Source organism: Mesorhizobium temperatum, from assembly GCF_002284575.1.
Classification (GTDB): Bacteria; Pseudomonadota; Alphaproteobacteria; order Rhizobiales; family Rhizobiaceae; genus Mesorhizobium; species Mesorhizobium temperatum.
Window position 1 is genome coordinate 76,353 of sequence record NZ_NPKJ01000066.1, and the last position, 24,059, is coordinate 100,411.

21 protein-coding genes and 1 pseudogene are annotated in these 24,059 nt (G+C 63.3%); 16 read left to right on the forward strand and 6 right to left on the reverse strand.

Annotated features, from left to right (window positions below):
- Positions 1 to 120 precede the first annotated feature (120 nt).
- The 6 genes and pseudogenes from CIT26_RS25080 (at position 121) to apnL (ending at position 7,307) form a co-directional block, all read left to right on the forward strand.
- Positions 121 to 1,062 (forward strand): D-ribose ABC transporter substrate-binding protein, encoded by a 942-nt coding sequence (locus CIT26_RS25080; RefSeq protein WP_095483864.1) that lies wholly within the window; start codon positions 121 to 123, stop codon positions 1,060 to 1,062.
- Between the two features lie 93 nt (positions 1,063 to 1,155).
- On the forward strand, positions 1,156 to 1,824 hold the full coding sequence (locus CIT26_RS25085; protein ID WP_095495057.1) for a DUF2291 family protein: 669 nt from the start codon (positions 1,156 to 1,158) through the stop codon (positions 1,822 to 1,824).
- Complete coding sequence (locus CIT26_RS25090; protein ID WP_095495058.1) at positions 1,821 to 3,377, forward strand: sugar ABC transporter ATP-binding protein; 1,557 nt, start codon at positions 1,821 to 1,823, stop codon at positions 3,375 to 3,377. The genes CIT26_RS25085 and CIT26_RS25090 overlap by 4 nt, the downstream gene beginning before the upstream one ends.
- Entirely contained in the window at positions 3,370 to 4,434 is a 1,065-nt protein-coding gene (locus tag CIT26_RS25095; RefSeq protein ID WP_095495059.1) for an ABC transporter permease, read from the forward strand. The genes CIT26_RS25090 and CIT26_RS25095 overlap by 8 nt, the downstream gene beginning before the upstream one ends.
- Positions 4,435 to 4,436: 2 nt before the next feature.
- Positions 4,437 to 5,471, forward strand: a complete 1,035-nt coding sequence (locus tag CIT26_RS25100; RefSeq protein WP_095495245.1) for a Gfo/Idh/MocA family protein — start codon at positions 4,437 to 4,439, stop codon at positions 5,469 to 5,471.
- A pseudogene (gene apnL / locus CIT26_RS25105) lies at positions 5,468 to 7,307 on the forward strand (D-apionate lactonase). The gene CIT26_RS25100 and the pseudogene apnL overlap by 4 nt, the downstream one beginning before the upstream one ends.
- Positions 7,308 to 7,309: 2 nt before the next feature.
- Here apnL and CIT26_RS25110 read toward each other — a convergent pair.
- Positions 7,310 to 8,023 carry a transcriptional regulator NanR gene (locus tag CIT26_RS25110; protein ID WP_095495060.1) on the reverse strand — a complete coding sequence of 238 codons (714 nt, stop codon included), beginning with the start codon at positions 8,021 to 8,023 and terminating at the stop codon, positions 7,310 to 7,312.
- A 141-nt stretch (positions 8,024 to 8,164) separates the two neighbouring features.
- On the opposite strand from CIT26_RS25110, the gene oiaX reads away from it, so the two are divergent.
- From oiaX to dhaL, 9 genes are all read left to right on the forward strand, one after another.
- Positions 8,165 to 9,415 (forward strand): 3-oxo-isoapionate-4-phosphate decarboxylase OiaX, encoded by a 1,251-nt coding sequence (gene oiaX, locus CIT26_RS25115; RefSeq protein ID WP_095495061.1) that lies wholly within the window; start codon positions 8,165 to 8,167, stop codon positions 9,413 to 9,415.
- 13 nt (positions 9,416 to 9,428) lie between these two features.
- Entirely contained in the window at positions 9,429 to 10,763 is a 1,335-nt protein-coding gene (locus CIT26_RS25120; RefSeq protein ID WP_095495062.1) for a four-carbon acid sugar kinase family protein, read from the forward strand.
- A 162-nt stretch (positions 10,764 to 10,925) separates the two neighbouring features.
- Positions 10,926 to 11,810: a helix-turn-helix domain-containing protein gene (locus CIT26_RS25125; protein WP_095495246.1), complete on the forward strand. Its 885-nt coding sequence runs from the start codon at positions 10,926 to 10,928 to the stop codon at positions 11,808 to 11,810.
- A gap of 90 nt (positions 11,811 to 11,900) precedes the next feature.
- Entirely contained in the window at positions 11,901 to 12,560 is a 660-nt protein-coding gene (locus CIT26_RS25130; RefSeq protein WP_095495063.1) for a 2Fe-2S iron-sulfur cluster-binding protein, read from the forward strand.
- A 3-nt stretch (positions 12,561 to 12,563) separates the two neighbouring features.
- The gene (locus CIT26_RS25135; protein WP_095495064.1) at positions 12,564 to 13,550 is read left to right on the forward strand and encodes an FAD binding domain-containing protein; all 987 of its coding nucleotides are present in this window, start codon (positions 12,564 to 12,566) and stop codon (positions 13,548 to 13,550) included.
- A gap of 9 nt (positions 13,551 to 13,559) precedes the next feature.
- Positions 13,560 to 15,848, forward strand: coding sequence for a xanthine dehydrogenase family protein molybdopterin-binding subunit (locus CIT26_RS25140; RefSeq protein WP_095495065.1), 2,289 nt, complete (start codon positions 13,560 to 13,562; stop codon positions 15,846 to 15,848).
- Positions 15,849 to 15,978: 130 nt separating this feature from the next.
- Complete coding sequence (locus CIT26_RS25145; protein ID WP_095495066.1) at positions 15,979 to 16,170, forward strand: 6,7-dimethyl-8-ribityllumazine synthase; 192 nt, start codon at positions 15,979 to 15,981, stop codon at positions 16,168 to 16,170.
- Between the two features lie 50 nt (positions 16,171 to 16,220).
- A complete protein-coding gene (locus tag CIT26_RS25150; protein WP_206072814.1) occupies positions 16,221 to 17,234 on the forward strand; it encodes a dihydroxyacetone kinase subunit DhaK in 1,014 nt (337 codons plus the stop codon).
- Between the two features lie 11 nt (positions 17,235 to 17,245).
- Positions 17,246 to 17,884: a dihydroxyacetone kinase subunit DhaL gene (dhaL, locus tag CIT26_RS25155; RefSeq protein WP_095495067.1), complete on the forward strand. Its 639-nt coding sequence runs from the start codon at positions 17,246 to 17,248 to the stop codon at positions 17,882 to 17,884.
- A 100-nt stretch (positions 17,885 to 17,984) separates the two neighbouring features.
- Here dhaL and derI read toward each other — a convergent pair whose 3' ends face one another.
- The 3 genes from derI to CIT26_RS25170 all read right to left on the reverse strand — a co-directional run bounded on the left by derI (position 17,985) and on the right by CIT26_RS25170 (position 20,193).
- Positions 17,985 to 18,428, reverse strand: coding sequence for a D-erythrulose-4-phosphate isomerase (gene derI / locus CIT26_RS25160; RefSeq protein ID WP_029355267.1), 444 nt, complete (start codon positions 18,426 to 18,428; stop codon positions 17,985 to 17,987).
- Positions 18,429 to 18,556: 128 nt separating this feature from the next.
- Positions 18,557 to 19,315: a triose-phosphate isomerase gene (locus tag CIT26_RS25165; RefSeq protein ID WP_095495068.1), complete on the reverse strand. Its 759-nt coding sequence runs from the start codon at positions 19,313 to 19,315 to the stop codon at positions 18,557 to 18,559.
- 110 nt (positions 19,316 to 19,425) lie between these two features.
- A complete protein-coding gene (locus tag CIT26_RS25170) occupies positions 19,426 to 20,193 on the reverse strand; it encodes a DeoR/GlpR family DNA-binding transcription regulator (RefSeq protein ID WP_095495069.1) in 768 nt (255 codons plus the stop codon).
- 292 nt (positions 20,194 to 20,485) lie between these two features.
- Between CIT26_RS25170 and fba the strand changes: the two genes are divergently transcribed.
- Positions 20,486 to 21,550, forward strand: a complete 1,065-nt coding sequence (fba, locus tag CIT26_RS25175; protein WP_095483847.1) for a class II fructose-bisphosphate aldolase — start codon at positions 20,486 to 20,488, stop codon at positions 21,548 to 21,550.
- A gap of 43 nt (positions 21,551 to 21,593) precedes the next feature.
- Here the strand turns inward: fba and CIT26_RS25180 are convergent, their stop codons facing one another.
- Both CIT26_RS25180 and CIT26_RS25185 read right to left on the reverse strand, forming a co-directional pair.
- Positions 21,594 to 22,535, reverse strand: a complete 942-nt coding sequence (locus CIT26_RS25180) for a sugar phosphate isomerase/epimerase family protein (protein ID WP_095495070.1) — start codon at positions 22,533 to 22,535, stop codon at positions 21,594 to 21,596.
- Positions 22,535 to 24,052 carry a glycerol-3-phosphate dehydrogenase gene (locus CIT26_RS25185; RefSeq protein ID WP_095495071.1) on the reverse strand — a complete coding sequence of 506 codons (1,518 nt, stop codon included), beginning with the start codon at positions 24,050 to 24,052 and terminating at the stop codon, positions 22,535 to 22,537. The genes CIT26_RS25180 and CIT26_RS25185 overlap by 1 nt, the downstream gene beginning before the upstream one ends.
- Positions 24,053 to 24,059: the final 7 nt, after the last annotated feature.

The window sequence follows — 24,059 nt, forward strand, 5'->3', positions numbered from 1 at the left end:
ATCCGCCCAGGTCAGCCGGCAAATGACCGATCCGCGACACGGACGCGATCCGCCTGGCGAACTGGGATGCATTTTAGCCTGGGCCGCGGAGGCACAGGCTTTTTCAAACGGGAGGAAATCATGAAACTCACTCGCAGAATGACACTTGCGGCTTTCGCCGGCATGCTGGCGCTTGGCACCGCCGCACCCGCCTACGCGGCGGATCTCATTGCCATCATTACGCCTTCGCACGACAATCCATTCTTCAAGGCCGAAGCCGTCGGCGCGGAAGCCAAGGCTAAGGAACTCGGCTACGAAGCACTGGTGCTTGTCCATGACGACGACGCCAACAAGCAGTCCGAGCTGATCGACACCGCGATCGGCCGCGGCGCAAAGGCGATCATCCTCGACAATGCCGGCGCCGACGCCACCGTCGCCGCCGTGCAGAAAGCCAAGGATGCGGGTGTTCCCTCGTTCCTGATCGATCGCGAGATCAACGCTACCGGCGTCGCCGTCGCGCAGATCGTCTCCAACAACTACCAGGGCGCCCAGCTCGGCGCGCAGGAGTTCGTCAAGCTGATGGGCGAGAAGGGCAATTTCGTCGAACTGGTCGGCAAGGAATCCGACACCAATGCCGGCATCCGCTCCAAGGGTTACCACGATGTCATCGACGACTATCCGGACCTGAAGATGGTGGCGCAGCAGTCGGCCAACTGGAGCCAGACCGAAGCCTATTCCAAGATGGAATCGATCCTACAGGCCAACCCGGACATCAAGGGCGTGATCTCCGGCAACGATACGATGGCGATGGGCGCCTATGCCGCCCTTGCCGCCGCCGGACGCAAGGACGTCATCGTCGTCGGTTTCGACGGGTCGAATGACGTGCGCGACTCGATCGCCTCAGGCGGCATCAAGGCCACAGTCCTGCAGCCGGCCTATGCGCAGGCGCAGATGGCAGTTGAGCAGGCCAACGACTTCATCAAGAACAAGAAGTCTCCGGCCGAGGAAAAGCAGCTGATGGACTGCGTCCTGATCAATGGCGACAATGCCGCCAAGCTGGAAACCTTCGCGCTGACCAACTGAGCCGGCGTGACATCAATAGCAAGGGACGAGCTTCCGGCTCGTCCCTTGCTTCCGTTTCCTGGGGCCCCTGACCGCCATGCCGAACAAGCCGACATGTTGAACAAGCTGACTTGGCCGACCGTTGCCTGGCCGATCCTCGCCGCGCCGATGTTTGCCGTTACCGTCGGCATCAGCCTGACCGCCTGCAAGATCCTGCCGACCGGAGAAAACGACGGCAAAGCGCCGGCCTTCAATGCGGACAAGATGGTCGGGGATATCTGGGCTGCCAAGGTGGTGCCCTATCTCCAGCAGAAGGCCGGACCGTTTCCCGAGGTTCATGCCCTGGCGAAAGCCGATCCAGCGGCTGCCGGCGCCAAGTACGGCAATCCGAAGAAGCAGGCGAACTCGCCATGGACCTTTGCGGTTCGCCTCGAAGGCAAGGTGGTCACGACGAATACACAGTCACGCGCGGCGACCATGGACGTCGATGCCGACGGCGACGGCAAGGCGGATGCGCGGGTGCAGATCGGACCGGCGATGCGTGGCACCGCGCTGCGCGACAGTCTCGACTTCATCCAGTTCAACGATTTCACCAACCAGATCGACTTCGCCCAGTTCGGCAAGGCGTTCAACATCTATGCCGACAGGACAGTGCTTTCCAAGCTGCCGCGCGAAGCGCTGGAGGGCCGGAGCGTTAGGGTTGTCGGCGCCTATGCCATGGGCAGCGGCCAGGACCTGCCGCTGGTGACGCCGGCGGAGGCAGAGATCGGGCCGAAGCCATGAATGCCGCCATCGATCACGATGTGATCCTGAAACTGGTAGACGTCTCGAAGGTTTACTCGGGCACCGTCGCGGTCAAGCGCGCGAATTTCGAGGTGCGCAAGGGCGCGGTCAACGTGCTGGTTGGCGAGAACGGTGCCGGCAAATCGACGCTGATGAAGATCATCGCCGGCGTCGAACAGCCGACGCTCGGCCGTATTCTCCTGGAGGGCGAGGAGGTTTCCTTCTCATCGTCGGGGGAGGCGGTGAGCCGCGGCATCGGCATGGTGTTTCAGGAGCTGAACCTGTTCGGCAATCTGACCGTCGCCGAAAACATTTTCGCCACGCGCGAAATCACCAACCGGTTCCGCAAGATCGACAGCCGAGAACAGGAGCGCCGTGCGGCGGAATTCCTCGAGCGGCTGGAAGCCGGCATCCGGCCCGACATGCTGGTCGAGGACCTGCGCATCGGCCAGCAGCAACTGGTCGAGATCGCCAAGGCGGTTTCGCTCGATGCGCGCATCCTGATCATGGACGAACCGACCTCGGCGTTGAGTGCAGCGGAAGTCGAGATCCTGTTCAAGGTGATTGCCGACCTCAAGGCGAGCGGCGTGGCGATCGTCTACATCTCGCACCGGCTCGAGGAGCTGATCCGTATCGGCGACTACATCACCGTGCTGCGCGATGGGCGGATCACCGGCCAGGAGAAGATGAAAAACGTCGACACGCAATGGATCGTGCGGCAGATGATCGGCTCGGACGCCAAGGATTTTGCCAAGGCCGACGGCCATGTTCCGGGCGAAGAGATATTCCGCGCCGAGGACATCTGCCTGCCGCGTGTGACCGGCGGGCTTGCGGTCGATCACGTCTCGCTGTCGCTGCGCACCGGCGAGATCCTCGGCATATACGGCCTGATGGGCGCCGGGCGCAGCGAGCTGTTCGACTGCATCATGGGACGCCATGGCCATGCCACCGGAACGATCTTCATCGCCGGCAAGAAGGTCAGAGAACGCGACACGACGCGACGCATCCGGCGCGGGCTGGCGCTGATCCCCGAGGACCGCCAGCGCGAAGGTCTGGTGTCGATCCTCTCCGTCGCCAGCAATCTGACGCTGGCCAGCCTGTCGCGGTTTGTCCGTCTGTTCCATATCAGCGGTGCCAAGGAAAACCAGGCCGTGGCGCAGATGGTGCGGGAACTGGCGATCAAGGTCGCAGACCCGGCACAGGAGGTCTCGTCGCTGTCGGGCGGCAACCAGCAGAAGGTGGTCATCGGCAAGGCGCTGCTCACCGGACCGAAGGTGCTGCTGATGGACGAACCAAGCCGCGGCATCGATGTCGGCGCCAAGGCCGACGTCTTCCGCACCATGCGCAAACTGTCCCGGGACGGACTGGGCATACTGTTCGCCACCTCCGATCTCGACGAGGTGATGGCGCTGTCCGATCGGATCGCGGTGATGAGCAATGGAAAACTGACCGGCATGTTCGATCGCGCCGAGGCGACGGAGGCGGCACTCGTCGCCGCATCGGCGCTTGGCCACGGACCGGTCCCGCACACGGAGAGCCACGCCCATGACTGACATCCCGGCCAAGGCTTCTGTTGCCTCCGCCTCGAACGGCTCCGTGCTGCTGACGCTGATGAAGGCGAGGACGTTCATCGCGCTGATCGCCGTCCTGATCTTCTTCTCGATCGCGGCACCCAATTTCCTGTCGGCCGCCAATCTGATCCTGATGTCGAAGCACGTGGCGCTGAACGCCTTCCTGGCCATGGGCATGACCTTCGTCATCATCACCGGAGGCATCGACCTGTCGGTTGGTTCGATCGTCGGCCTGTGCGGCATGGTCGCCGGCTATCTCGTGCTCAACGGCATCGACCTGCAGGTCGGCTACACGATCTATTTCAACGTCTTCGAGATCGCACTGATCACACTTGCGGTCGGCATACTGATCGGCGCCGTCAATGGATTGTTGATCACCAGGCTGAATGTCGCGCCGTTCATCGCCACGCTCGGCGTGCTTTACGTCGCGCGCGGCCTGGCGCTCCTCTCGTCCGATGGCCGCACCTTCCCGAACCTCGTCGGCAAGCCCGATCTGGGCACGACAGGATTCGGCTTTCTCGGCGCCGGCCGGCTGCTCGGCCTGCCGGTCTCGATATGGATTCTTGTCGTCGTAGCACTTGGGGCGGCTTATCTGGCCAAATACACCCCGCTCGGCCGCCACATCTTCGCCGTCGGCGGCAACGAACGGGCGGCGCGGATTTCGGGCGTCAGGGTCAATATGGTGAAGATGTTCGTCTACATGTTCTCCGGTTTCTGCGCGGCAATCGTCGGCCTGATCATCTCGTCCGAGCTGATGGCCTCGCATCCGGCGACCGGCGAAAGCTTCGAGCTCAACGCCATCGCCGCGGCGGTGCTCGGCGGCACCTCGATGTCGGGTGGCCGCGGCACGATCGGCGGCACCATCGTCGGCGCCTTCGTCATCGGCATTCTCTCGGACGGGCTGGTGATGATGGGCGTAAGCTCGTTCTGGCAGATGGTGATCAAGGGCCTAGTCATCATCGTCGCCGTCGTCGTCGACCAGGCGCAGCGCCGGCTGCAGAGCCGCGTGACGCTGATGCAGATGGCAAAGGCAGGCTGATGGTGGCGGAACTGCGTGGAGCGCTGATCGGCTGCGGCTTCTTTGCCGTCAACCAGATGCACGCCTGGCGCGACATCGCCGATGTCTCGATCGTCGCCGTCTGCGACCGTGACCCGGAACGGCTCACGGTTGTCGGCGACCAGTTTGGTATCGCGCGACGCTACACCGACGCGGCAGCACTTTTCGCCGGCGAAAGCCTGGATTTCGTCGATATCGCCACCACCGCGCCGAGCCATCGTTCGCTCGTCGAGATGGCAGCACGGCACGGCGTTCCGGCGATCTGCCAAAAACCATTCGCGCCGTCGCTTGCCGACGCCAAGGCCATGGTGAAGGCATGCACTGACGCCGGCGTGCCGTTGATGGTGCATGAAAATTTTCGCTGGCAGTCGCCGATCCAGGCGGTGCGTGCCGTGCTCGACAGCGGCGACATCGGCACGCCCTTCTTCGGCCGGATCTCGTTCCGCTCGGCCTATGACGTGTTTTCCGGCCAGCCCTATCTGGCGACGGGAAAGCGCTTCATCATCGAGGACCTCGGCATCCATAGTCTCGACATTGCCCGCTTCCTGCTGGGCGACGTTTCGACGATCACGACACGAACCGCTCGCATTAATCCTGAGATTGCCGGCGAGGACGTCGCTACCATGCTGATGGACCACAAGAGCGGCGCAACGTCCGTGGTCGATTGCAGCTATGCGACGAAACTCGCCACTGAGCCGTTTCCGCAGACACTGGTCGAGATCGACGGCAGCGATGGCACGATCCGGCTTGAGCAGAATTACCGGCTCACCGTCACCGGCAGGAACGGAACAGCGGTCAGCGACGTCTCGCCGCCGCTGCTGCCCTGGGCATCGCGCCCATGGCACAACATCCAGGAAAGCGTCGTCGCCATTCAAAAGCACTGGGTCGATTGCCTGGCGAACGGAACCGAGCCGGCAACCTCCGGCGCGGACAATCTCAGGACTTTGGCGCTGGTCGAAGCCGCCTATGCCGGTGCTGCGAGCCGGGAGCCGGTGCAGCTCGACGCCTTGCTGAGATGACCGCCGACGCCTTCCTCCTCTACGGCACGCATGCGGTCGAGGCCGAGCCGGTCAGGCTGCGCGCCGGCACGCTCACCGCCGACTTCGTCAACGGCAATCTGCGCACCATCCGCCATGGCGGCATCGAAGTACTGCGCGCCATCGCCTATATCGTCCGGGATCGCGACTGGGGCACCTATGAGCCGGCGCTGACGGACCTGGCTATCGACCAGGGCGCCGATACTTTCTCCGTCAGCTATTCGGCAAGTTGTGTCGGACCGGAGGGAAGCCGGCTCGACTTTCGCGCGATGATTGAGGGTTCCGCCGACGGCCAGCTCGTTTTCGACGTGAGCGCCGTCCCCGAAAGCGATTTCGAGACCAATCGCTGCGGCTTCTGCATCCTGCATCCGATCGCCGGCCTGGCCGGCAGCCCGGTCACGGTCGAGCACACCGACGGCAGCGTAGTGGAAACAAAGCTTCCGCTGCTGATCGACCCCTGGCAGCCTTTCAAGGATCTGCAGGCGATCGCCCATGAGGTTCGGCCCGGCGTCACCGCCGAATGCCGGATGGAAGGCGACGCGTTCGAGATGGAGGACCAGCGCAACTGGTCGGATGCGTCCTACAAGACCAATGTCCGGCCGCTCGCGCTGCCATGGCCCTATGTGCTGCCTGCCGGCGGGACTGTGCGCCAGACGATCAGTCTGCGTGTGACCGGCGCCGTGAAGGCGCCGGCTGCCGCAGCAACCGCCGAACCAATCCGCGTTGAACTCGGCGAAGCCGGACCGCTGCTGCCGGATATCGCCGTCATCATCTACCCGGATGAGGTCGAGACGGCGCTGGCGAACCTGCCGGCACTGTCCGCGCTTGGCCCGCAACAGCTGATGTTCCACTACGATCCGACGCGTGGCCACCGCCTCGACGCCTTGCAGTCCTATGCCCGGCTCGCCGCCGCCTACCCGGCCGTGACGACGCTTGAATGCGTCGTTTCCTGCGTTGGCGATCTCGATGCCGAGCTTTCAGGTGTCGCTGACATGGTGCGACAGGTCGGGCTGAGGCTCTCGGCCATCGCCGTTTCGCCTTCGGTCGACCGACAGTCGACGCCGCCGGGCAGCGCGTGGCCCGAATGTCCGCCGCTCGAAGACGTTTATGCCGCGGCGCGGCGCGCCTTTCCTGATATCCGCCTCGGCGGCGGCATGTTCAGCTATTTCACCGAACTCAACCGCAAGCGTGTTCCCCGCCGACCTGCTCGATTTCGTCACCCACTGCACCTGTCCGATCGTGCACGCCGCCGACGATCTCAGCGTCATGCAATCGCTGGAGGCGCTGCCTTTCATCACCGCCTCGGCGCGGGCGATCTTCGGGCCAAAACCCTACCGGATCGGCCCGTCGACCATCGCCATGCGGCAGAACCCCTATGGCGGTGCGACCAAGGCCAATCCGCACCGTCAGCGCATCGCCATGGCCGACCGGGATCCTCGCCATGCCGGCCTGTTCGCGGCTGCATGGACGATCGGCTACGCCGCGCGAGTCGCGCCGGCCGGGCTGGAGATGCTCACGCTGTCCAACTTCACTGGACCGTTCGGCGTGCTGGCGACATCCGGGGAACCCGTCGGCGAAGGTGAACTCCGGCCGATCTTCCAGGCCGTACGAGGGCTTTGCGAACTGGCCGACTTCAGGCACGTGACGGCGGCGACGAGCGATGAGACGCGGGTGCTCACGCTGGCCGCCCGTTCTCCCACGGGCAAGACCGTCATGTGGCTAGCGAACCTGACAGCGAGCGACGTGTCAGTTGATATTTCCGGCTTCGAACGACGCCACCTTGTGATGACGCCTCACGCGATCACCCGGATCGGGTGAAATCAGTTGCCGGAATTCATCACGTAGAGCGCGCGCGAGCGTTCGAGGTGCTTGATCATCGCCTTCTCGGCGCCGTCCGCATCCTTCAGCTCGATGCGCCCGATGATCTCTTCATGCTCGGTGAGCGTGAACTTTTCCTTGCCGGTCCAGATCAGCATTTCGGTGTGATATTCCTTCAGCCAGCCAAGCATTGCTTCGCTGACCGCAACATAGATCGGGTTGCCGGATATCGCCGCGATCTGCGTATGAAACTTCATGTCGGCGGATATGAAGGCCTCGGAATCGCCGCGAAAGCTCCGCTGTTCGGCAACGGTTGCCCGCAACCGCTGCACGTCCTCGGCGGTGGCTTTTTCTGCGGCTTCCCTGACCATGCCGCGCTCGAAGAAAATGCGCGCGTTCTTGAGATGCTCCAGCGTGTCCTTCGATGACGACAAGATGATCTTGGCCGCGCCGTCGACCTGTTTGATGATCGACTTGGCGGTCAGCTGCAGCACTTTCGCCCGCTCGCCATGCGAGATCGCGACGAGACCCATATTGCTCAACGCCTGCATCGCTTCGCGGATCGCCGGCCTGCCGACCTCAAAGCGCTCCATCAGCTCGCGCTCCGACGGCATATCGTCCCCCGGCTGCAATTCGCCGCTGGTGATCAAGCGCTTCAGTCTCAAAAATACTTCGTCGGAAAGCTTGCGCCGGACGATCGGCTCCGAACGGTTCATCGTCGCGAATCACTCCCTTGACCAGTGTCTGTTTAGCATTGCCATCACGAATCCCAGAATGCCTGCCCGAGAGGATATCGCTTGCAATACTCATGTACTCATTATACCAGATTTCGAAGATCAGGGAACTTTTTTCGAGCTATGATCACACTCACCTATCGCATCGAGACATCGTCGAGCATCGAGGCGCTGGCGGCCAAGATCGCAAGCGACCAGTCGACCGGAACCTTCGTCGCACTGGCCGGCGAGACCGAAGAGCTCAAGGCGCGGGTGGCGGCGCGCGTCCTGGCGATTAGGCATCTGCCGGAAGCCGATCGCCCGTCCCTTCCCGAAGCCGGCGACGGGCCGTTCAATCGCGCGGACGTCGACATCACGTTTCCGCTCGATGCCATCGGCACCGATCTTTCGGCGCTGATGACCATCGCCATCGGCGGCGCCTTTTCGATCAAAGGCCTGTCCGGCATTCGCGTCGTCGACATGAACCTGCCGGAGGAATACCGGAGAGCGCATCCAGGTCCGCAGTTCGGCGTCGCAGGCAGCCGCCGGCTGACCGGCGTGGAGGACCGCCCGATCATTGGGACGATCGTCAAGCCGGCACTGGGGCTGCGGCCGCACGAGACGGCCGAAATGGTCGGTGAGTTGATCGCCGCCGGCGTCGATTTCATCAAGGACGACGAGAAGCTGATGAGCCCGGCCTATTCGCCGCTGTCGGAACGGGTGAAAGCGATCATGCCGCTCGTCCTCGACCATGAGCAGAAGACCGGCAAAAAGGTGATGTATGCCTTTGGCATCTCGCATGCCGATCCGGACGAGATGATGCGCAACCATGATCTGGTGGCGAAGGCCGGCGGCAATTGCGCCGTGGTCAACATCAATTCCGTCGGCTTCGGCGGCATGGCCTTCCTCAGAAAGCGCTCCAGCCTGGTGCTGCATGCCCACCGCAACGGCTGGGACATTCTCACCCGTCACCCCGGCCTCGGCATGGATTTCAAGGTCTGGCAGCAGTTCTGGCGGCTGCTCGGTGTCGATCAGTTCCAGATCAACGGCATCGCCTCGAAATACTGGGAGCCGGACTGGTCCTTCATCAGTTCCTTCGAGGCGGTGACCACGCCGATCTTTTCGCCTGATGATTGCGCGCTGCCGGTCGTCGGCTCCGGTCAGTGGGGTGGACAAGCCCCCGAAACCTACCGGCGAACCGGCCGAACGGTCGATCTTCTCTATCTCTGCGGCGGCGGCATCGTCAGCCACCCTGACGGACCGGGTGCCGGCGTGCGCGCAGTGCAGCAAGCCTGGCAGGCGGCCGTCGATGGCATACCATTGGCGGACTTCGCCCTGAGCCACCCCGAACTGGCGCGGTCGATCGAAAAATTCGGCGATGGCAAAGCGTCCTGAGCAAAGCGACGCAATGCGAAACCTGCTCCTGACCTATTATGGCGATGATCTCACCGGCTCGACCGACGTCATGGAGGCGCTCGAGCTCGGCGGCGTGCCGACCGTGCTGTTCATGCGTCAGCCGGACGAGGCTCTGCTTTCGCAGTTCAGGCATTGCCGTGCCATCGGCCTGGCCGGCACCAGCCGAAGCGAGACGCCGCAATGGATGGACACGCATCTGCGCGGCGCCTTCGCCTGGCTGAAGACCCTGAACGCCGAGATCTGCCACTACAAGGTCTGCTCGACCTTCGATTCCAGCCCGGCGATCGGCAGCATCGGCCGGGCCATCGATATCGGCCGCTCCGTGTTCAGCCAGGACAGCGTGCCGCTGGTGGTCGGCGCGCCGCAGCTCAAGCGCTATACCGCCTTCGGCCATCTGTTTGCGGCTTACCGCGAAAGATATTACCGCATTGATCGCCATCCCGTGATGAGCCGCCACCCGACCACGCCGATGGATGAATCCGACCTGCTGATCCATCTGTCGCGCCAGACGGACCTCAGCTCGGGGCTGATCGACCTAGCGACGCTGCAGTCGGCGTCCCGCTCGGAAGCGTTTGATCGCCTGATCGAGAATGGCAGCGACATCGTGCTGTTGGACGTCGACAGCCTGGAAAGTCAGGCGCTTGCCGGCAAGGAGATATGGCGCGGCCGCAGGCCGGGCGGCACTTTCGTCGTCGGCTCTTCGGGCATCGAATATGCGCTGCTGGCCGAATGGGCGTCCAACGGGACCGTCCGTGCCGAGCCCAGCTTTTCGCCGCCGGGCGCGGCCGACCGGATCGCGGTGGTCTCGGGCAGTTGCTCGCCGACAACGGAACGACAGATCCGCCATGCTTTGACGGATGGTTTCGACGGGATCGAGGTGGATCCTATCGAACTGGTCTCGGAGGGTTCAGACAAGGCAATTATGCGCGCGGTTTCCGCCGGCCGCGCCAGTCTGGAGGCCGGGCGCAGCGTCGTCCTCTACACCGCCCTCGGTCCCGCAGCCGACCGGGGCGCCGAAATCGACCGGCAGGAAGGCGCCCGCCACAAGCTTGGCCGCTGCCTCGGCGAACTTCTTCGCAAGCTGACGATCGAGCAGCAATTGCGGCGTGTGGTCATTGCCGGCGGCGACACGTCTAGCCATGCGCTCGGCCAGATGGGCGTCGATGCGCTGACGGTGCGGATGCCGCTGCCCGCCTCGCCGGGCTCTCCGCTTTGCGTCGCCCACTCGCGCATCAAATCAATCGAAGGATTGGAGGTTGCCCTCAAGGGCGGCCAGGTCGGAACCGATCGCTATTTCTGCGCCATCCGCGATGGGCTCGGCGGCTGAGAGGCGCGCTGGATTTGCCTTATCTCACGACTTCTTGAACACGGCGCGGTTACCAACGCACGATGACTGTCCCACATAAACCGCCGTATGCGTAGCGGCGGGGCGGCGCACAACAAGCCGGGGCTGACGACGGCTCCGCGAGTGAACCAGCGGGATGCCTCGATGTCATTCAGACCGTTGCTTGGTGACGGACGGGTTCGGAGCCAGGAGGAGAAATCGGAGCCCCTGCAAACCGCGTCGTGGGGCAGCTCCTCGATCGTATTCGACAATCGGCGATGGGCGTGCCGGGAGGCGGAGCTCCGCTGGACAGCCCCTCATCACCTGATCGTGCTGACCGAAGAAGGCGGAACGTCCCATACATCTATCCGGCACGAGGCAAAATCCCTGTACGACGGGATGGACCGGCCCGGAGCCCTCACCTTCGTCCCCGCAGGCGCGGAGCGGCAGGGCTTTTATCGCGATGTAAACCTCTCCTACTCAGCCTTGTGGATCGATCCCGATATCAGGCTTCCTGGGTGCGAACGCCTGAGAGATCTGCCGATCCTGGTGAACAAGAAAGACGTGGTCGTCGCCACGCTGCTGAGTTCGCTTCGCGACGAGATGGCACTCGGCCACAGGCCGGACACTGCCTATGTCGAGCATCTGGTCGCCCTCGTCAGCCTCCGCGTGGCCAACCTGAACCGAGAGCAACACCCGTCTATACGTCACGGCTGTCTCAGCCGTCGGGCGCTTGGTCGAGTTCGGGATCATATCAATGCACATATGAATTCCGACATTTCGCTAAGGGAGTTGGCGGCTGTCGCGGACATGGCCGTCGACAGTTTTGCACGCCGATTCAAGGCGACGACCGGCCTGCCACCCTATGCCTATGTGATCGAGGAGCGGGTGCGACGAGCGGAGATGCTGCTGCGCGAAACGGGTTTGTCGATCGGCAGCATTGCCTTTCGCCTCGGCTTTTCAAGCCAGAGCCACTTCACCACGACCTTCCGGCGTCTCAGGGGCATGACGCCTCGGGCCTATCGGGTGAATTCTTCTCCGGAATCCTGACATTGCCGCCGGTTTCTTGAAAGAAAGCCGCCGGGCGCACCCCCACCTCCAGTGTCGATGAGTGACAGAACTGCGACTGGGAGATCATGCATGGCCAAAACAGACAGCAGGAGCGGGCCGACTCGTCGAACGGTGCTGGAAGGCGGAGTGGCGACCGGCGTGCTCCTGGCTACCGGTATACCGGTTCACGGCGAGCCGGCCGACACCGTCACGGCGGCCGATTCGCCCACGCCGGTACCGACGATGCCAATGTCCTTGCGGATCAACGCGAAGGATTTTGCCGTCGAGCTCGACCCGCGGACGACGCTGCTCGACGCGCTGCGCAATCATCTCGGCCTCACCGGCTCGAAGAAAGGCTGCGACCACGGCCAGTGCGGCGCATGTACGGTGCTCGTCGATGGGCGCCGGATCAATTCCTGCCTGACGCTTGCCGCAATGCATGAAGGCGACGAGATCACCACGGTCGAGGGCCTTGCCGAGGGTGACCGGCTGCATCCGGTGCAGGCCGCCTTCGTCGCCCGCGATGGTTTCCAGTGCGGCTATTGCACGCCGGGCCAGATCTGCTCCGCCGTCGGTATGCTGGGCGAGGCCAGGGCCGGCTGGCCGAGCCATGCGAGCGCCGACGTGGCGGCGGCTTCCATCGCCCTCACCGATGCCGAGATCCGCGAGCGGATGAGCGGCAACATCTGCCGTTGTGCCGCCTATCCGAACATTGTCGCTGCAATTCGCGACGCGGCAGAGGGGGCGTGAGCAATGCAGTCCTTCACTTATGAACGTGCGGCAAGTGCCGAGCAGGCAGCCGCCGCGGTTGCGGCGCGGCCGGACGCCAAGTTCATCAGCGGCGGCACCAACCTGCTCGACCTGATGAAGCTCGATATCGAGCGCCCAGCGCATCTCGTCGACATCAGCCGGCTGCCGCTCGATCGGATCGAGGAGACGGCGGAAGGCGGGCTTCGGGTCGGCGCCCAGGTCCGCAACAGCGATCTCGCCGCCGATCCGCGGGTGAGGTCGCGCTATCCGATGCTGACGCAAGCGCTGCTGGCGGGAGCGTCCGGCCAGATACGCAACAAGGCCTCGACCAGCGGCAATCTCCTGCAGCGCACGCGCTGCCCCTACTTCTACGACCGCAACATGCCTTGCAACAAGCGCGAGCCGGGTTCGGGCTGCGCGGCGCTTCAGGGCTTCAACCGTATGCACGCCGTACTCGGCGCGAGCAAAGCCTGCATCGCGGTCCATCCATCCGACATGGCGGTCGCCATGGCCGGGCTCGACGCCAGGATCGAGACCATATCGCCGGGCGGCGAGACCCGCACGATCCCGATCGGCGATTTCCATCAATTGCCCGAGGCGATGCCCCATGTCGAAACCGTGCTCGGCCACGGCGAGATGATCGCAGCGGTCACCCTGCCGCCGCCGCCGGCCGGCCGGCAGGTTTACCGCAAGGTGCGCGACCGTGCCTCCTACGCCTTCGCGCTGGTGTCGGTGGCAGCAATCGTCGAGAAAAGCGGCGATCGTATCCGAAGCGCTCGGATCGCCATGGGCGGCGTGGCAGCGAAGCCCTGGCGCGCAACGGAGGCGGAGCGCACGCTCGCAGGAGCCGCAGCGTCCGACGGCGCCTTTACCGATGCGGCCGAAGCCGCGCTCGCCGGAGCCGTCGGGCATGGCGGCAATGATTTCAAGATCCCGCTGGCGAAACGGACGATGCGGCACACGCTCGCTGCTGCCGTCGAAAGTGCGTGAGGTGACACGATGACAGAGACGAAGACCAGCGAGAACCGTCCTTCCGAAACACACACCGGCGTCATCGGGCGCCCAATCGATCGTATCGACGGTCCGCTCAAAGTGACAGGGGGCGCCACCTACGCCTACGAGAATGCGCTGGAGGGTGCAGCCTATGGCTATATTCTCGGCGCCGCCGTCGCCAAGGGGCGCATTGCCGAGATCGACACGGCCGAAGCCGAACGGGCGCCGGCAGTGCTGCTGGTCATGACGCACCGGAATGCGCCGGCCCAGCCGGATTTCGGCCCGGCGGTCACGCCGACGGTGCCGGAGGTCTTCACGCGCGCCCGGCCCGCGCTCAACAGCGAGCGAGTGCGCTATTACGACGAACCCGTCGCGCTGGTCGTTGCGGAGACGTTCGAGGCGGCACGCGCTGCCGCCGGCTTCATCAAAGTGCGCTACGACGAGGAGCCGGGCCTCTACGATTTGCCGGGACATATGGCCGACGCCTACGCACCAAAGCGGACCAATGCCGGCTTCGAGACCGACAGCATGATCGGCGACTTCGAGAGCGCCTTTGCGGCGGCTCCGGTCAAGATCGATGCTACTTACCGGACGCCCTTCGAACATCACAATCCGATGGAGCCTCATGCGACGCTCGCCGCCTGGTCAGGCAACGAGCTGACGATCCATACATCGGCGCAGACTTTAGCGAACTTCCGGGCGGGGATCGCCAGCACGCTTCGCATCCCGCCCGAGCGTGTGCGCATCGTGAGCCCCTTCATCGGCGGAGGCTTCGGCTCAAAACTGATTGCCCATTCCGATACAATCCTGGCCGCGCTTGCAGCGCAGGTCCTGCAGCGTCCGGTGAAGATCGCGCTGACGCGACAACAGATGTTCGCCAATGCCGGTCACCGCGCCGAGATGATCCAACAGGTACGTTTCGGCGCGGACGCCGACGGGCGGCTCACCGGGATCGCGCACGATGTCTGGTCGGCAGCGTCCAGCTTCGAGGAGTACTGCGAGCAAACGGCAGTTTTTGCCCGCTCGCTCTATGTGGCGCCGAACCGTGTCACCCGCCATCGCCTGGTTCCGCTGGATATCAACCGCGGCGAATGGATGCGCTCGCCCGGCGAAGCGCCCGGCATGCTGGCTTTCGAATGCGCCATGGATGAGCTCGCCGACCGGCTCGGCCTGGACCCAATCGAACTCAGGATCCGCAACGAACCGGCACAGGATCCCGAGCGCGGCGTGCCGTTCTCCACCCGCAATCTCGTCGCCTGCATGAAGGAAGGCGCCCGCCGTTTCGGTTGGGAGCGGAGAAACCCGACACCCGGCCGCACCCGGGAGGGCCGGAAGCTCATCGGCTACGGCATGGCGGCGGCGATCCGTCCGAACTACATCGGCGCGGCGACGGCGCAGGTTGCGGTCGACCGGGACGCTCGGGTGACGGCGCGGCTCGACATGACGGATATCGGGACCGGCTCATATACGATCCTGACCCAAATCGCTGCGGACAGCCTCGGCCTGCCGATCTCGTCCATCAAAGTGGAACTTGGCGACAGCCGCTTCCCGAGGACCGCCGGCTCCGGCGGGTCTTGGGGCGCCGCGAGCGCGGGTTCGGCGCTGCACAATGCCTGCAATGCCCTCAAGCAACGAATCCTGAAGGCGGCGCAGTCGAGCGAGGCCTCACCGTTGCACGGCGCGAGCGCCACCGAGGCAAGCTTTGCTAATAGCGAGGTCAGGATCGGCCAGAGGTCGGCAGGCCTGGCTGACCTCATCCGGCGGATCGCTCCCGACGGGTTCGAGGCCGAAGGCTCCGTAGCCGCGGGCGCTACAACCGAGTCATACAAGGCTTACTCGCAGCATTCCTATGGAGCACATTTCGCCGAGGTCGCAGTCGATTGCGATACCGGTGAGATCCGCATGCGCCGGATGCTGGCTGTGATGGGCGCCGGCCGTATACTCAACGCCAAGACCGCGCGCTCGCAAATCATCGGCGGCATGACCTGGGGGATCGGTGCGGCGCTCATGGAGCAGACGGTGCTCGACCGGCGCTACGGCCACTTCGTCAATCACGACCTTGCCGAGTATCACGTTCCGATCAACGGCGACGTCCCCGAGATGGAGGTCGTCTTCCTCGAGGAACATGACGACAAGGCCAATCCACTTGGCGCGAAGGGTCTCGGCGAGCTCGGCGTCTGCGGTGCGGGGGCTGCTGTCGCCAACGCCGTTTACAACGCGACCGGCGTGCGAGTGCGTGAATTTCCCATCACCTTGGACAAGGTTCTGCCTGCCTTGCCCGTGATCGCCATTTGACGCGGCACGTTGCCACGCTCCTCGCTTGCCCTCACAGGTGATCAGGTCGGAACGGATCGCCATTCTGCGCCATCGACGACGACGTCGGTGGTTGACAGCGCTATCCGGCCCTTCCATACAAACGCCGTCAATGTTCTCAGGGCGGGGTGAAAAGTCCCTGCTTGCGGCGGTGCTCACCCCGCACAACTACCATGACGGCGCGGACCATCACCGCTTCTTCTTCGAGCACTTCAAGCTCAAGGGCAAAGAGGCAGCCAATGCCTGCATGCAGATCCTGGCCGCGCGGGGGCGTATCGCCGCTGAAATGTCCGTCACCGGGTAGAAATCCCGGTAACACGCTGTACTATCTGCGAAAATACCGAAATCGGGAGGATGCAGGTGCAGACCAAGAAGATCATCAACGACGGCAACCGCACTGTCGACGAGATGCTGGAAGGCATCCTGGCCGCGCATCCCCGCCATCTCAAAAGCGCGGAGGGCAGCCCACGCTCGATTATCGCCCGCGATGGACCTCGCCAAGGCAAGGTCGGCCTCGTGATCGGCGGCGGCTCCGGCCACGAGCCGACCTTCCTTGGTTTCGTCGGCAAGGGCCTGGCCGACGCGGCGGCAATAGGCAATGTCTTCGCCTCGCCGCCGCCCGACCCGATCCTCGAATGCGCCAAGGCGGCCAGCGGCGGCGCCGGCGTGCTGTTCATGTATGGCAACTATGCCGGCGACGTGATGAATTTCGACATGGCCGCCGAAATGGCGGCGATGGACGACGTCGAGGTGCGCACCGTACTGACCACCGACGACGTGGCATCGGCGCCGCGAGACCAGAGACACAGAAGGCGTGGTGTCGCCGGCAATTTCTTCATCTTCAAGGCCGCTGGTGCCGCCTGCGACCAGATGCTGTCATTCGATGAATGCGAGCGCATCGCCAGGAAGGCCAACGGTCACACCTTCACCATGGGTGTGGCACTGTCGCCCTGTTCGCTGCCGCAGACCCGGCGGCCGAATTTCGAGATCGGACCGGACGAGATGGAGATCGGCATGGGCATTCATGGCGAGCCGGGCATCGCGCGCGGAAAACTGAAAACAGCCGACGAGATCACCGACGAGATGCTGGACAAGATCCTCGACGAAATGGCGCCGACACGTGGCGACAAGGTCTCCGTGCTCGTCAATTCGCTCGGCTCGACGCCGCTGATGGAGCTCTACATCATGAACCGACGCGTCAAACAGAGGCTCGATGACATCGGCGTGTCAGTTCACGCGACCTGGGTCGGCAATTATTGCACCTCGCTCGAAATGGCCGGCGCCTCGGTGACGCTGATGCATCTCGACGCCGAATTGCAAACGATGCTCGACCATCCTTGCGACTGCGCCATGTTCCGCGCCGGCTGAAAGTAGCATCCATGACATCCATCGATACGGCCGGCTTGAAAAGAATGTTCGATGCGATCGCGGTGGCGATCGAAGCCGACAAGGACAGGCTCTGTCAGCTCGACGGCGTCATCGGCGACGCCGATCATGGCATCGCCATGGCGCTTGGGTTCGGCGCGGTGCGCGATGCGCTCGCTTCGCTGGACCTCGCGGCGACCGAGCCGACGGCCTTGCTCAACACTGCTGCGAAATCGTTCCTCAACGCCGTCGGCGCTTCGTCAGGTCCGCTCTATGCGACGGCCTTCATGCGTGGTGCGGCTGCCGCCAAGGGCAAGGCGACCTTGGCGGGCGCCGACATCGTCGCCCTGTTCCAGGCGATGGCGCAAGGCATCCAGGATCGCGGCAAGGCCGAGATTGGCGAAAAGACGATGATCGACGCCTGGCTGCCGGCTGCACAAGCCGCCACCGCCGCGCAGGCCTCAGGCAAAACTGTGTCCGAAAGCCTCGCAGCCGCCCTTGAAGCAGCCGAACGGGGCGCCGAGGCGACCAAGGACATGATTGCCGCGAAGGGTCGCTCATCGCGGCTCGGCGAACGATCGCTGGGGCACATGGACCCCGGCGCCGCGTCGGCCGTCACCGTCATTGGCGCGATGCGGAAGAGCCTGGCTTAAAGCGCATCGCATCAACAGGGATTCATGCGACGCGCTTTAAGTTCTTGTTTTTATGCATGTCGTTATCCCAAAACCGCTGCGCACTTTTGGGCGACATGCATTAGCCCAGCTTCGCCGCGTCGAGCCTGTCGATCGCCTGGACATTGCCGGCCGACGGTCCCTTTTCATCGAACTCCGATGCGAGCCAGGCGTCGACGATCGACTTGGCCAGTTCCGGGCCGATGACACGGGCGCCCATTGTGATGATCTGGGCATTGTTGGATTTGGCCGCGCGCTCCGCCGAATAGGTGTCATGAGTGAGTGCTGCGCGAATGCCGGGCACCTTGTTGGCCGAGATGGAAACGCCGATGCCGGTGCCGCAAAACAGGATGCCGCGATCGTTCTCGCCGTCGAGGATGGTCTGGGCGAGCTTCTGCGACAGGTCGGCATAGTAGCCTGCCTGGCTGAGGTCGCTGACGGTGAGGCCGGGTTTGGTGGCCAGGTGAGCAGCGATGACGTCGAGCAGCGGCTTGCCGGCGCTGTCGGCTCCAATGGCTATTTTCATGGTCGTGTCCTTTCCTTGTTCGATTGATTTAGAGCCTGTTCCATCCCGATGAAATCGGGATGGGGCTCTATCTTTTGTTCGAGCATGATCTTTTCCGAAAACCGGATTCCACTTTTCGGGATCATGCTCTAGATCGCCGCCGAGGCGCGTTGGAGGATGTCGATATAGCCTTCCGCCTGCCAGGCGGAGCGGCCGATGAACAGCCCGTCGATATGAGGCTGGCCGATCAGCTCGGCGGCATTTTGCGGATTGACGCTGCCGCCATAAACCACCGGCGGTATGGACGGCAGAAGATCGCCGGCGATCTTCTTGATCAGCGCCTGCTGCCTGTCGGCATAGTCCGCACTTGCCGGAATGCCCTTGTCGCCGATCGCCCAAACCGGCTCGTAAGCAAACAGGATCGTCGCCGCCTTTGCCTGGCCTTCGAGGTGTTGCAGCGCGCCATGCACCTGCAAGGCCAGCACCGCATCGGCCTGGCCGCTGTTGCGTTGCGCCAATGTCTCGCCGACGCAGATGAGCGGCACCAGCCCGCTCCGCACCGCCGCCGCGGTCTTCAGGCCGACAGCACTGTCGGTCTCGCCGAAATGCTCGCGCCGTTCGCTATGGCCGAGCTCGACGAGGTCGAGCCCGCAATCCGTCAGCATCACAGGCGAGATCTCCCCGGTCCAGGCTCCGGCGTCGGCCCAATGCATATTCTGCGCACCGACCTTGACCCGTGTCGTCGCCAATGCCTTCTTGACCTCGCGGACCGCCGTGAAGGGCGGAATGACGAAGGGCTGGATACGGTCGTCGAAACCGGGGACGAACCCCGCCAGCGCCTTGGCGAATTCAGTCGCCTCTGCAAGCGTCTTGTTCATTTTCCAGCTTGTGCCGACCCAGTAAACCATGCGTCCTCCTTCTAGAGCCTGCCCCATCCCGCGTAGCGGGATGGGGCTCTATCTTCTTCTTTGACCATGATCTTTTCCGAAAACCGGTTCCCACTTTTCGGGATCATGGTCTAGTCCTTCTCGACTAGTGTTAGCGAAACACCGGCGCCATCCAACGCCTCGCGCATCTGCGGTCCCAGTTCACAACCGGTGAAGACGGCGTCGAACGCCTTGAGATCGGTCAGGAAATGCAGGGCCGTGCGGCCGAACTTGCCGTGATCGACCAGCAGATATTTACGCGCGGCCGCGGCCATCATCAGCCGCTTCGTATGGACCACTTCCTGGTCCTGGTGGAAGGCGGAAGCGCCGTGGATGGCAGACGACGACAGGAAGGCGACATCGGCGCGCAACGATCTCAGCGTGTCCTCGGCAAGCAGGCCGAAGAAGCCGTGAAACTTCTTGCTGTACTGGCCGCCGAGCGCGATCAGGGTGATGCCGCCAACGCCGGCCAGATCCTGGATGACGGCCAGATTGTTGGAGATCACCGTCAGCGGGCGGAGATCCGCAAGGTGGCGCGCAATGCCGCCGGCCGTCGAGCCGTCGTCGATGATCACCGTCTGGCCCGGTTCGATCATCGCCACGGCAGCAGCGGCCAAACGCTGCTTCTCCTCACCGGCCTGCTTCTGACGGTAGCGGAAATCGCTCTCGAAGAGGCCGCTCGGCTGGATCGAAGCACCGCCGCGCACCTTGCGCAGGAAGCCGCTTTCCTCAAGCTCGTCGAGATCGCGATGCACGGTCATCTTCGACACGCCGAAGCGCGAGGCAAGCTCATCGACACTGGCCGTGCCAGTATCCATCAGAAAATCCATGATGCCTTGCCGCCGGCCGTCGCTCTTCATTGTCCAGCCTGTTTCCCGAATTCCAGTCCGCTGCGAATCCGCGGTGGCGGAAACGGCGAGCCAAAGCCATTATAACAGAGGAAATCGCATAGATGCCGAATTTTTTGTGATAGTGTTGCATTTTTTTGGGATATTGCTCGCTCCTGATTGCTGTCCTGTAACAAGAATTGCTCCCGGCGGCATGGCCAAAGGTTGCGGTTCTCCGGAAATCCGGCCAGAAGCATCAGTGGGCTGAACGACGAACGAACGGCTCGCAACCATAGGCTTGAAATCAAATACGGGAGACTATTGGGTGGCTCGCATCACATTGAGACAATTGCTCGACCATGCCGCCGAACACGGCTATGGCGTGCCTGCGTTCAACATGAACAATATGGAACAGGGCCTCGCCATCATGGAGGCCGCCGAGGAGACCAAATCGCCGGTCATTCTGCAGGCGAGCCGCGGCGCCCGCGCCTATGCCAACGACGTCGTGCTGGCCAAGCTGATCGACGCGCTGGTCGAAATCCACCCCGATATCCCGGTCTGCATGCATCTCGACCACGGCAACAACGAAGCCACCTGCGTGACCGCGATCCAGTATGGCTTCACCTCGGTGATGATGGACGGGTCGCTGAAGGAAGACGGCAAGACGCCGGCCGACTACGATTATAATTCCGGCATCACACGGCGCGTCGTCGATATGGCGCATTGGGGCGGCGTGTCGGTGGAAGGCGAGATCGGCGTCCTCGGCTCACTGGAGATGGGCGGCGGCGAACAGGAAGACGGCCACGGCGTCGAAGGCGCCGTCAGCCACGACCAGTTGCTGACCGATCCTGAACAGGCGGTGCAGTTCGTCAAGGACACACATGTCGATGCGCTGGCCGTCGCTATGGGCACCAGCCACGGCGCCTACAAGTTTTCGCGCAAGCCGGACGGCGCGGTGCTGGCGATGAATGTGATCGAGGAGATCCATCGCCGCCTGCCGAACATGCACCTCGTCATGCACGGCTCGTCCTCGGTGCCGGAAGAACTGCAGGAGATCATCAACAAATATGGCGGCCAGATGAAGCCGACATGGGGCGTGCCGGTCGAGGAGATCCAGCGCGGCATCAAGCACGGCGTGCGCAAGATCAACATCGACACCGACAACCGCATGGCGCTGACCGGCGCGATCCGCAAGGTGCTGACCGAGAACCCGAGCGAATTCGATCCGCGCAAATATCTGACGCCGGCAATGGCCGCTATGAGGAAGCTCTGCAAGGAGCGGTTCGAGCAGTTCGGCACCGCCGGCAACGCTCCCAAGATCAAGCCGCTGCCGGTCTCGGAAATGGCCAAGCGCTACAAGTCGGGCAGTCTCGACCCGAAATTCGGCTGACGTATTCTGGTTCTAAGCAGGAGCCGAATTGGCTCCTGCTTATCTATCCTGTTCGCGGCAAAATTGCCGCCCTGCCGGTCTCGATAAACGGCGCCCAATAGTCGACCGACTCGCGGATCATGGCGACGACCTGGTGGTCGACCGGCTCGCGTTCGCGAAACGACAGTTCGAGGCAGATCTCGTTGTCGACGCCGCCGCCGCGGCGAACCGTCTCCAGAAGCTTTTCCGGCGTGATGCGGCCGTCCTTGTTGTAGGCGGCGATGAACGGCCAATGGCCGCCCTTGTTCATCGACGACTGTTTGATGTGGATGATCGGCGATACCCTGGGAAAGGCTTCGGCCCAGGCATAAGGATCGATGTCGGCCGGGTTGCTCGAGGTCACGTCGCCGTGGTCAATATCGACCATCATCTTCAACGGAATGGCCATGCCGGCTGCTTCGATCTGGTTGTGCAGTGCCCAGCAACTCTCGATCGTATGGCCGAATTCGCGGCCGACCGACATCGGCTCCCAAAACAGATAGGTTAATCCGGCCGCCTTGGCGTGCTCGGCGACCTCGCGCCAGCATTCCAGTGCGATCTCGAAAAGCCGCGCGCGACGCTCCGGATCGTCAAAATCCCTGTGTGTGAAGATCGCGAACTGCGTGCCCATGCCGCTGGCGCCGAGCTCGGCCGAAATGTCGGCAAAGGTCTTGAACCAATCGACGTAGTAGCGGCGCACATCGACATCGGGATGGCCGAAATGATTGAGCCTGCCGTAGGGGCCGGTCATCCCAGACGTTACGCGCACACCGGTGCGATTGAGCGCAGTGCGGAACTGGCGGATGAATTTCGAGATCGTCGCCGCCGGCCAGCCGGGATTGACGAATTCATGCGTCAGCTGCACGTCCCGGATGCCGATGTCGTAGGCGATTGCATCGATCAGATCGTCCGGTTCGGCGAAACGATTGACCAGCGGATTGGTGTTGAGGGAAAGCGTAAACGCCATCAGCTTGCTTTCACCAGCCGACCCGCGCACCAGTCCTCGAAGGCGGCTCTTTCTGCGGCGGACAGATGCAGCCCATGCTTGGTGCGCCGTTCGAGGATATCGGCAGCGGTCAGCGCCCATTCATGCTCGAACAGATAACTCGCCTCGCGTTCGAAAAAATCCTTGCCGAAGCACCGCCCCAGATCGGTGAGCGACCTGGACGCACCGACCAGAATGCGCGTCCTGGTGCCGTAGAGCCGGCCATAGTGCTTGACCAGCGATGCCGGCATCCAGGGATATTCGCGGCCGAGATCGCCGAGAAACTGCTCAAAGTCGGCGTTGGCGATATCGCCACCCGGCAGATGTCCTTTCGACGTCCATTGCTTGCCCATTTTCGGAAAGAACGGGGCGATCCGGTCCAGCGCATGCTCGGCCAGCTTGCGGAAGGTGGTGATCTTGCCGCCGAAGACGGAGAGCAGCGGCGCCTGCTCGACTGAGGCGTCGAGTTCGAAAATATAGTCGCGCGTCACCGCGCTTGGGTTGTCGGCGTTGTCGTCATAGAGCGGCCTGACGCCCGAGAACGAGTAGATGACATCGCTGCGCGCAAGCCCGCGTTTGAAGTAGCGGTTGACCACCTTGATCAGGTAGTCGACCTCGCTGGCATCCGCCGCTACGTCTTCCGGCCGCCCATCATAGGGAATATCGGTGGTGCCGATCAGGGCCAGATCGTTCTGGTAGGGATTGATGAAGATCACCCGCTTGTCGCTGTTCTGGACGAGATAGGCCTGCCGCCCTTCCCAGAATTTCGGCACGACGATGTGGCTGCCCTTGACCAGGCGGACATTCCGCTTGGAGTTCTGGCCGGCCACGCGGTTGATGATGTCGTTAACCCAGGGACCGGCGGCGTTGATCAGCGCACGCGCCCGAACCGTGGTCCTGACGCCGGTCCGGCTGTCGCGCATCTCGACCGACCACAGGTCGTTTTCACGGCGGGCGGCGGTGCAGGCGGTCCGGGTGAAGATCTTGGCTCCCCGTTCCGCAGCGTCGAGCGCATTGATGATGACGAGACGGGCGTCGTCGACCCAGCAATCGGAATATTCGAAACCGCGCTTGAACGCATCCTTGATCGGCGCGCCTTCGGGCGCGGTGCGCAGGTTGAGCGTGCGGGTGGCCGGCAGCCGCTTGCGGCCGCCGAGATGATCGTAGAGGAACAGGCCGAGCCGGACCAGCCAGGCCGGCCGGTCGTCAGGGCTGTGCGGCAGCACGAAGCGCATCGGCCAGATGATGTGCGGCGCCGATTCAAGCAGCACTTCGCGCTCGATCAGCGCCTCGCGCACCAGCCGAAACTCGTAATATTCGAGATAGCGTAGGCCGCCATGAACGAGCTTTCCCGACCGCGAACTGGTGCCTTCGGCCAGATCGTCTTTTTCGCACAGGATGACGGAAAGGCCGCGGCCGGCTGCGTCGCGTGCGATGCCGGCGCCGTTGACGCCGCCGCCGATGACGAACAGATCGACGATGTCAGTGGCGCCGCTCATCTCGCCG

Bases quoted from the DNA above. Each gene is read 5' to 3' on its own strand.
- CIT26_RS25095 (WP_095495059.1), top strand. From the start codon at position 3,370: ATGACTGACATCCCGGCCAAGGCTTCTGTTGCCTCCGCCTCGAACGGC.
- CIT26_RS25120 (WP_095495062.1), top strand. From the start codon at position 9,429: ATGCGAAACCTGCTCCTGACCTATTATGGCGATGATCTCACCGGCTCG.
- CIT26_RS25165 (WP_095495068.1), bottom strand. From the start codon at position 19,315: ATGGTTTACTGGGTCGGCACAAGCTGGAAAATGAACAAGACGCTTGCA.
- CIT26_RS25085 (WP_095495057.1), top strand. From the start codon at position 1,156: ATGTTGAACAAGCTGACTTGGCCGACCGTTGCCTGGCCGATCCTCGCC.
- CIT26_RS25080 (WP_095483864.1), top strand. From the start codon at position 121: ATGAAACTCACTCGCAGAATGACACTTGCGGCTTTCGCCGGCATGCTG.
- CIT26_RS25150 (WP_206072814.1), top strand. From the start codon at position 16,221: ATGCAGGTGCAGACCAAGAAGATCATCAACGACGGCAACCGCACTGTC.
- derI (WP_029355267.1), bottom strand. From the start codon at position 18,428: ATGAAAATAGCCATTGGAGCCGACAGCGCCGGCAAGCCGCTGCTCGAC.
- CIT26_RS25125 (WP_095495246.1), top strand. From the start codon at position 10,926: ATGTCATTCAGACCGTTGCTTGGTGACGGACGGGTTCGGAGCCAGGAG.
- dhaL (WP_095495067.1), top strand. From the start codon at position 17,246: ATGACATCCATCGATACGGCCGGCTTGAAAAGAATGTTCGATGCGATC.
- CIT26_RS25170 (WP_095495069.1), bottom strand. From the start codon at position 20,193: ATGAAGAGCGACGGCCGGCGGCAAGGCATCATGGATTTTCTGATGGAT.
- oiaX (WP_095495061.1), top strand. From the start codon at position 8,165: ATGATCACACTCACCTATCGCATCGAGACATCGTCGAGCATCGAGGCG.
- CIT26_RS25135 (WP_095495064.1), top strand. From the start codon at position 12,564: ATGCAGTCCTTCACTTATGAACGTGCGGCAAGTGCCGAGCAGGCAGCC.
- CIT26_RS25140 (WP_095495065.1), top strand. From the start codon at position 13,560: ATGACAGAGACGAAGACCAGCGAGAACCGTCCTTCCGAAACACACACC.
- CIT26_RS25180 (WP_095495070.1), bottom strand. From the start codon at position 22,535: ATGGCGTTTACGCTTTCCCTCAACACCAATCCGCTGGTCAATCGTTTC.
- CIT26_RS25185 (WP_095495071.1), bottom strand. From the start codon at position 24,052: ATGAGCGGCGCCACTGACATCGTCGATCTGTTCGTCATCGGCGGCGGC.
- CIT26_RS25145 (WP_095495066.1), top strand. From the start codon at position 15,979: ATGTTCTCAGGGCGGGGTGAAAAGTCCCTGCTTGCGGCGGTGCTCACC.
- CIT26_RS25110 (WP_095495060.1), bottom strand. From the start codon at position 8,023: ATGAACCGTTCGGAGCCGATCGTCCGGCGCAAGCTTTCCGACGAAGTA.
- CIT26_RS25090 (WP_095495058.1), top strand. From the start codon at position 1,821: ATGAATGCCGCCATCGATCACGATGTGATCCTGAAACTGGTAGACGTC.
- CIT26_RS25130 (WP_095495063.1), top strand. From the start codon at position 11,901: ATGGCCAAAACAGACAGCAGGAGCGGGCCGACTCGTCGAACGGTGCTG.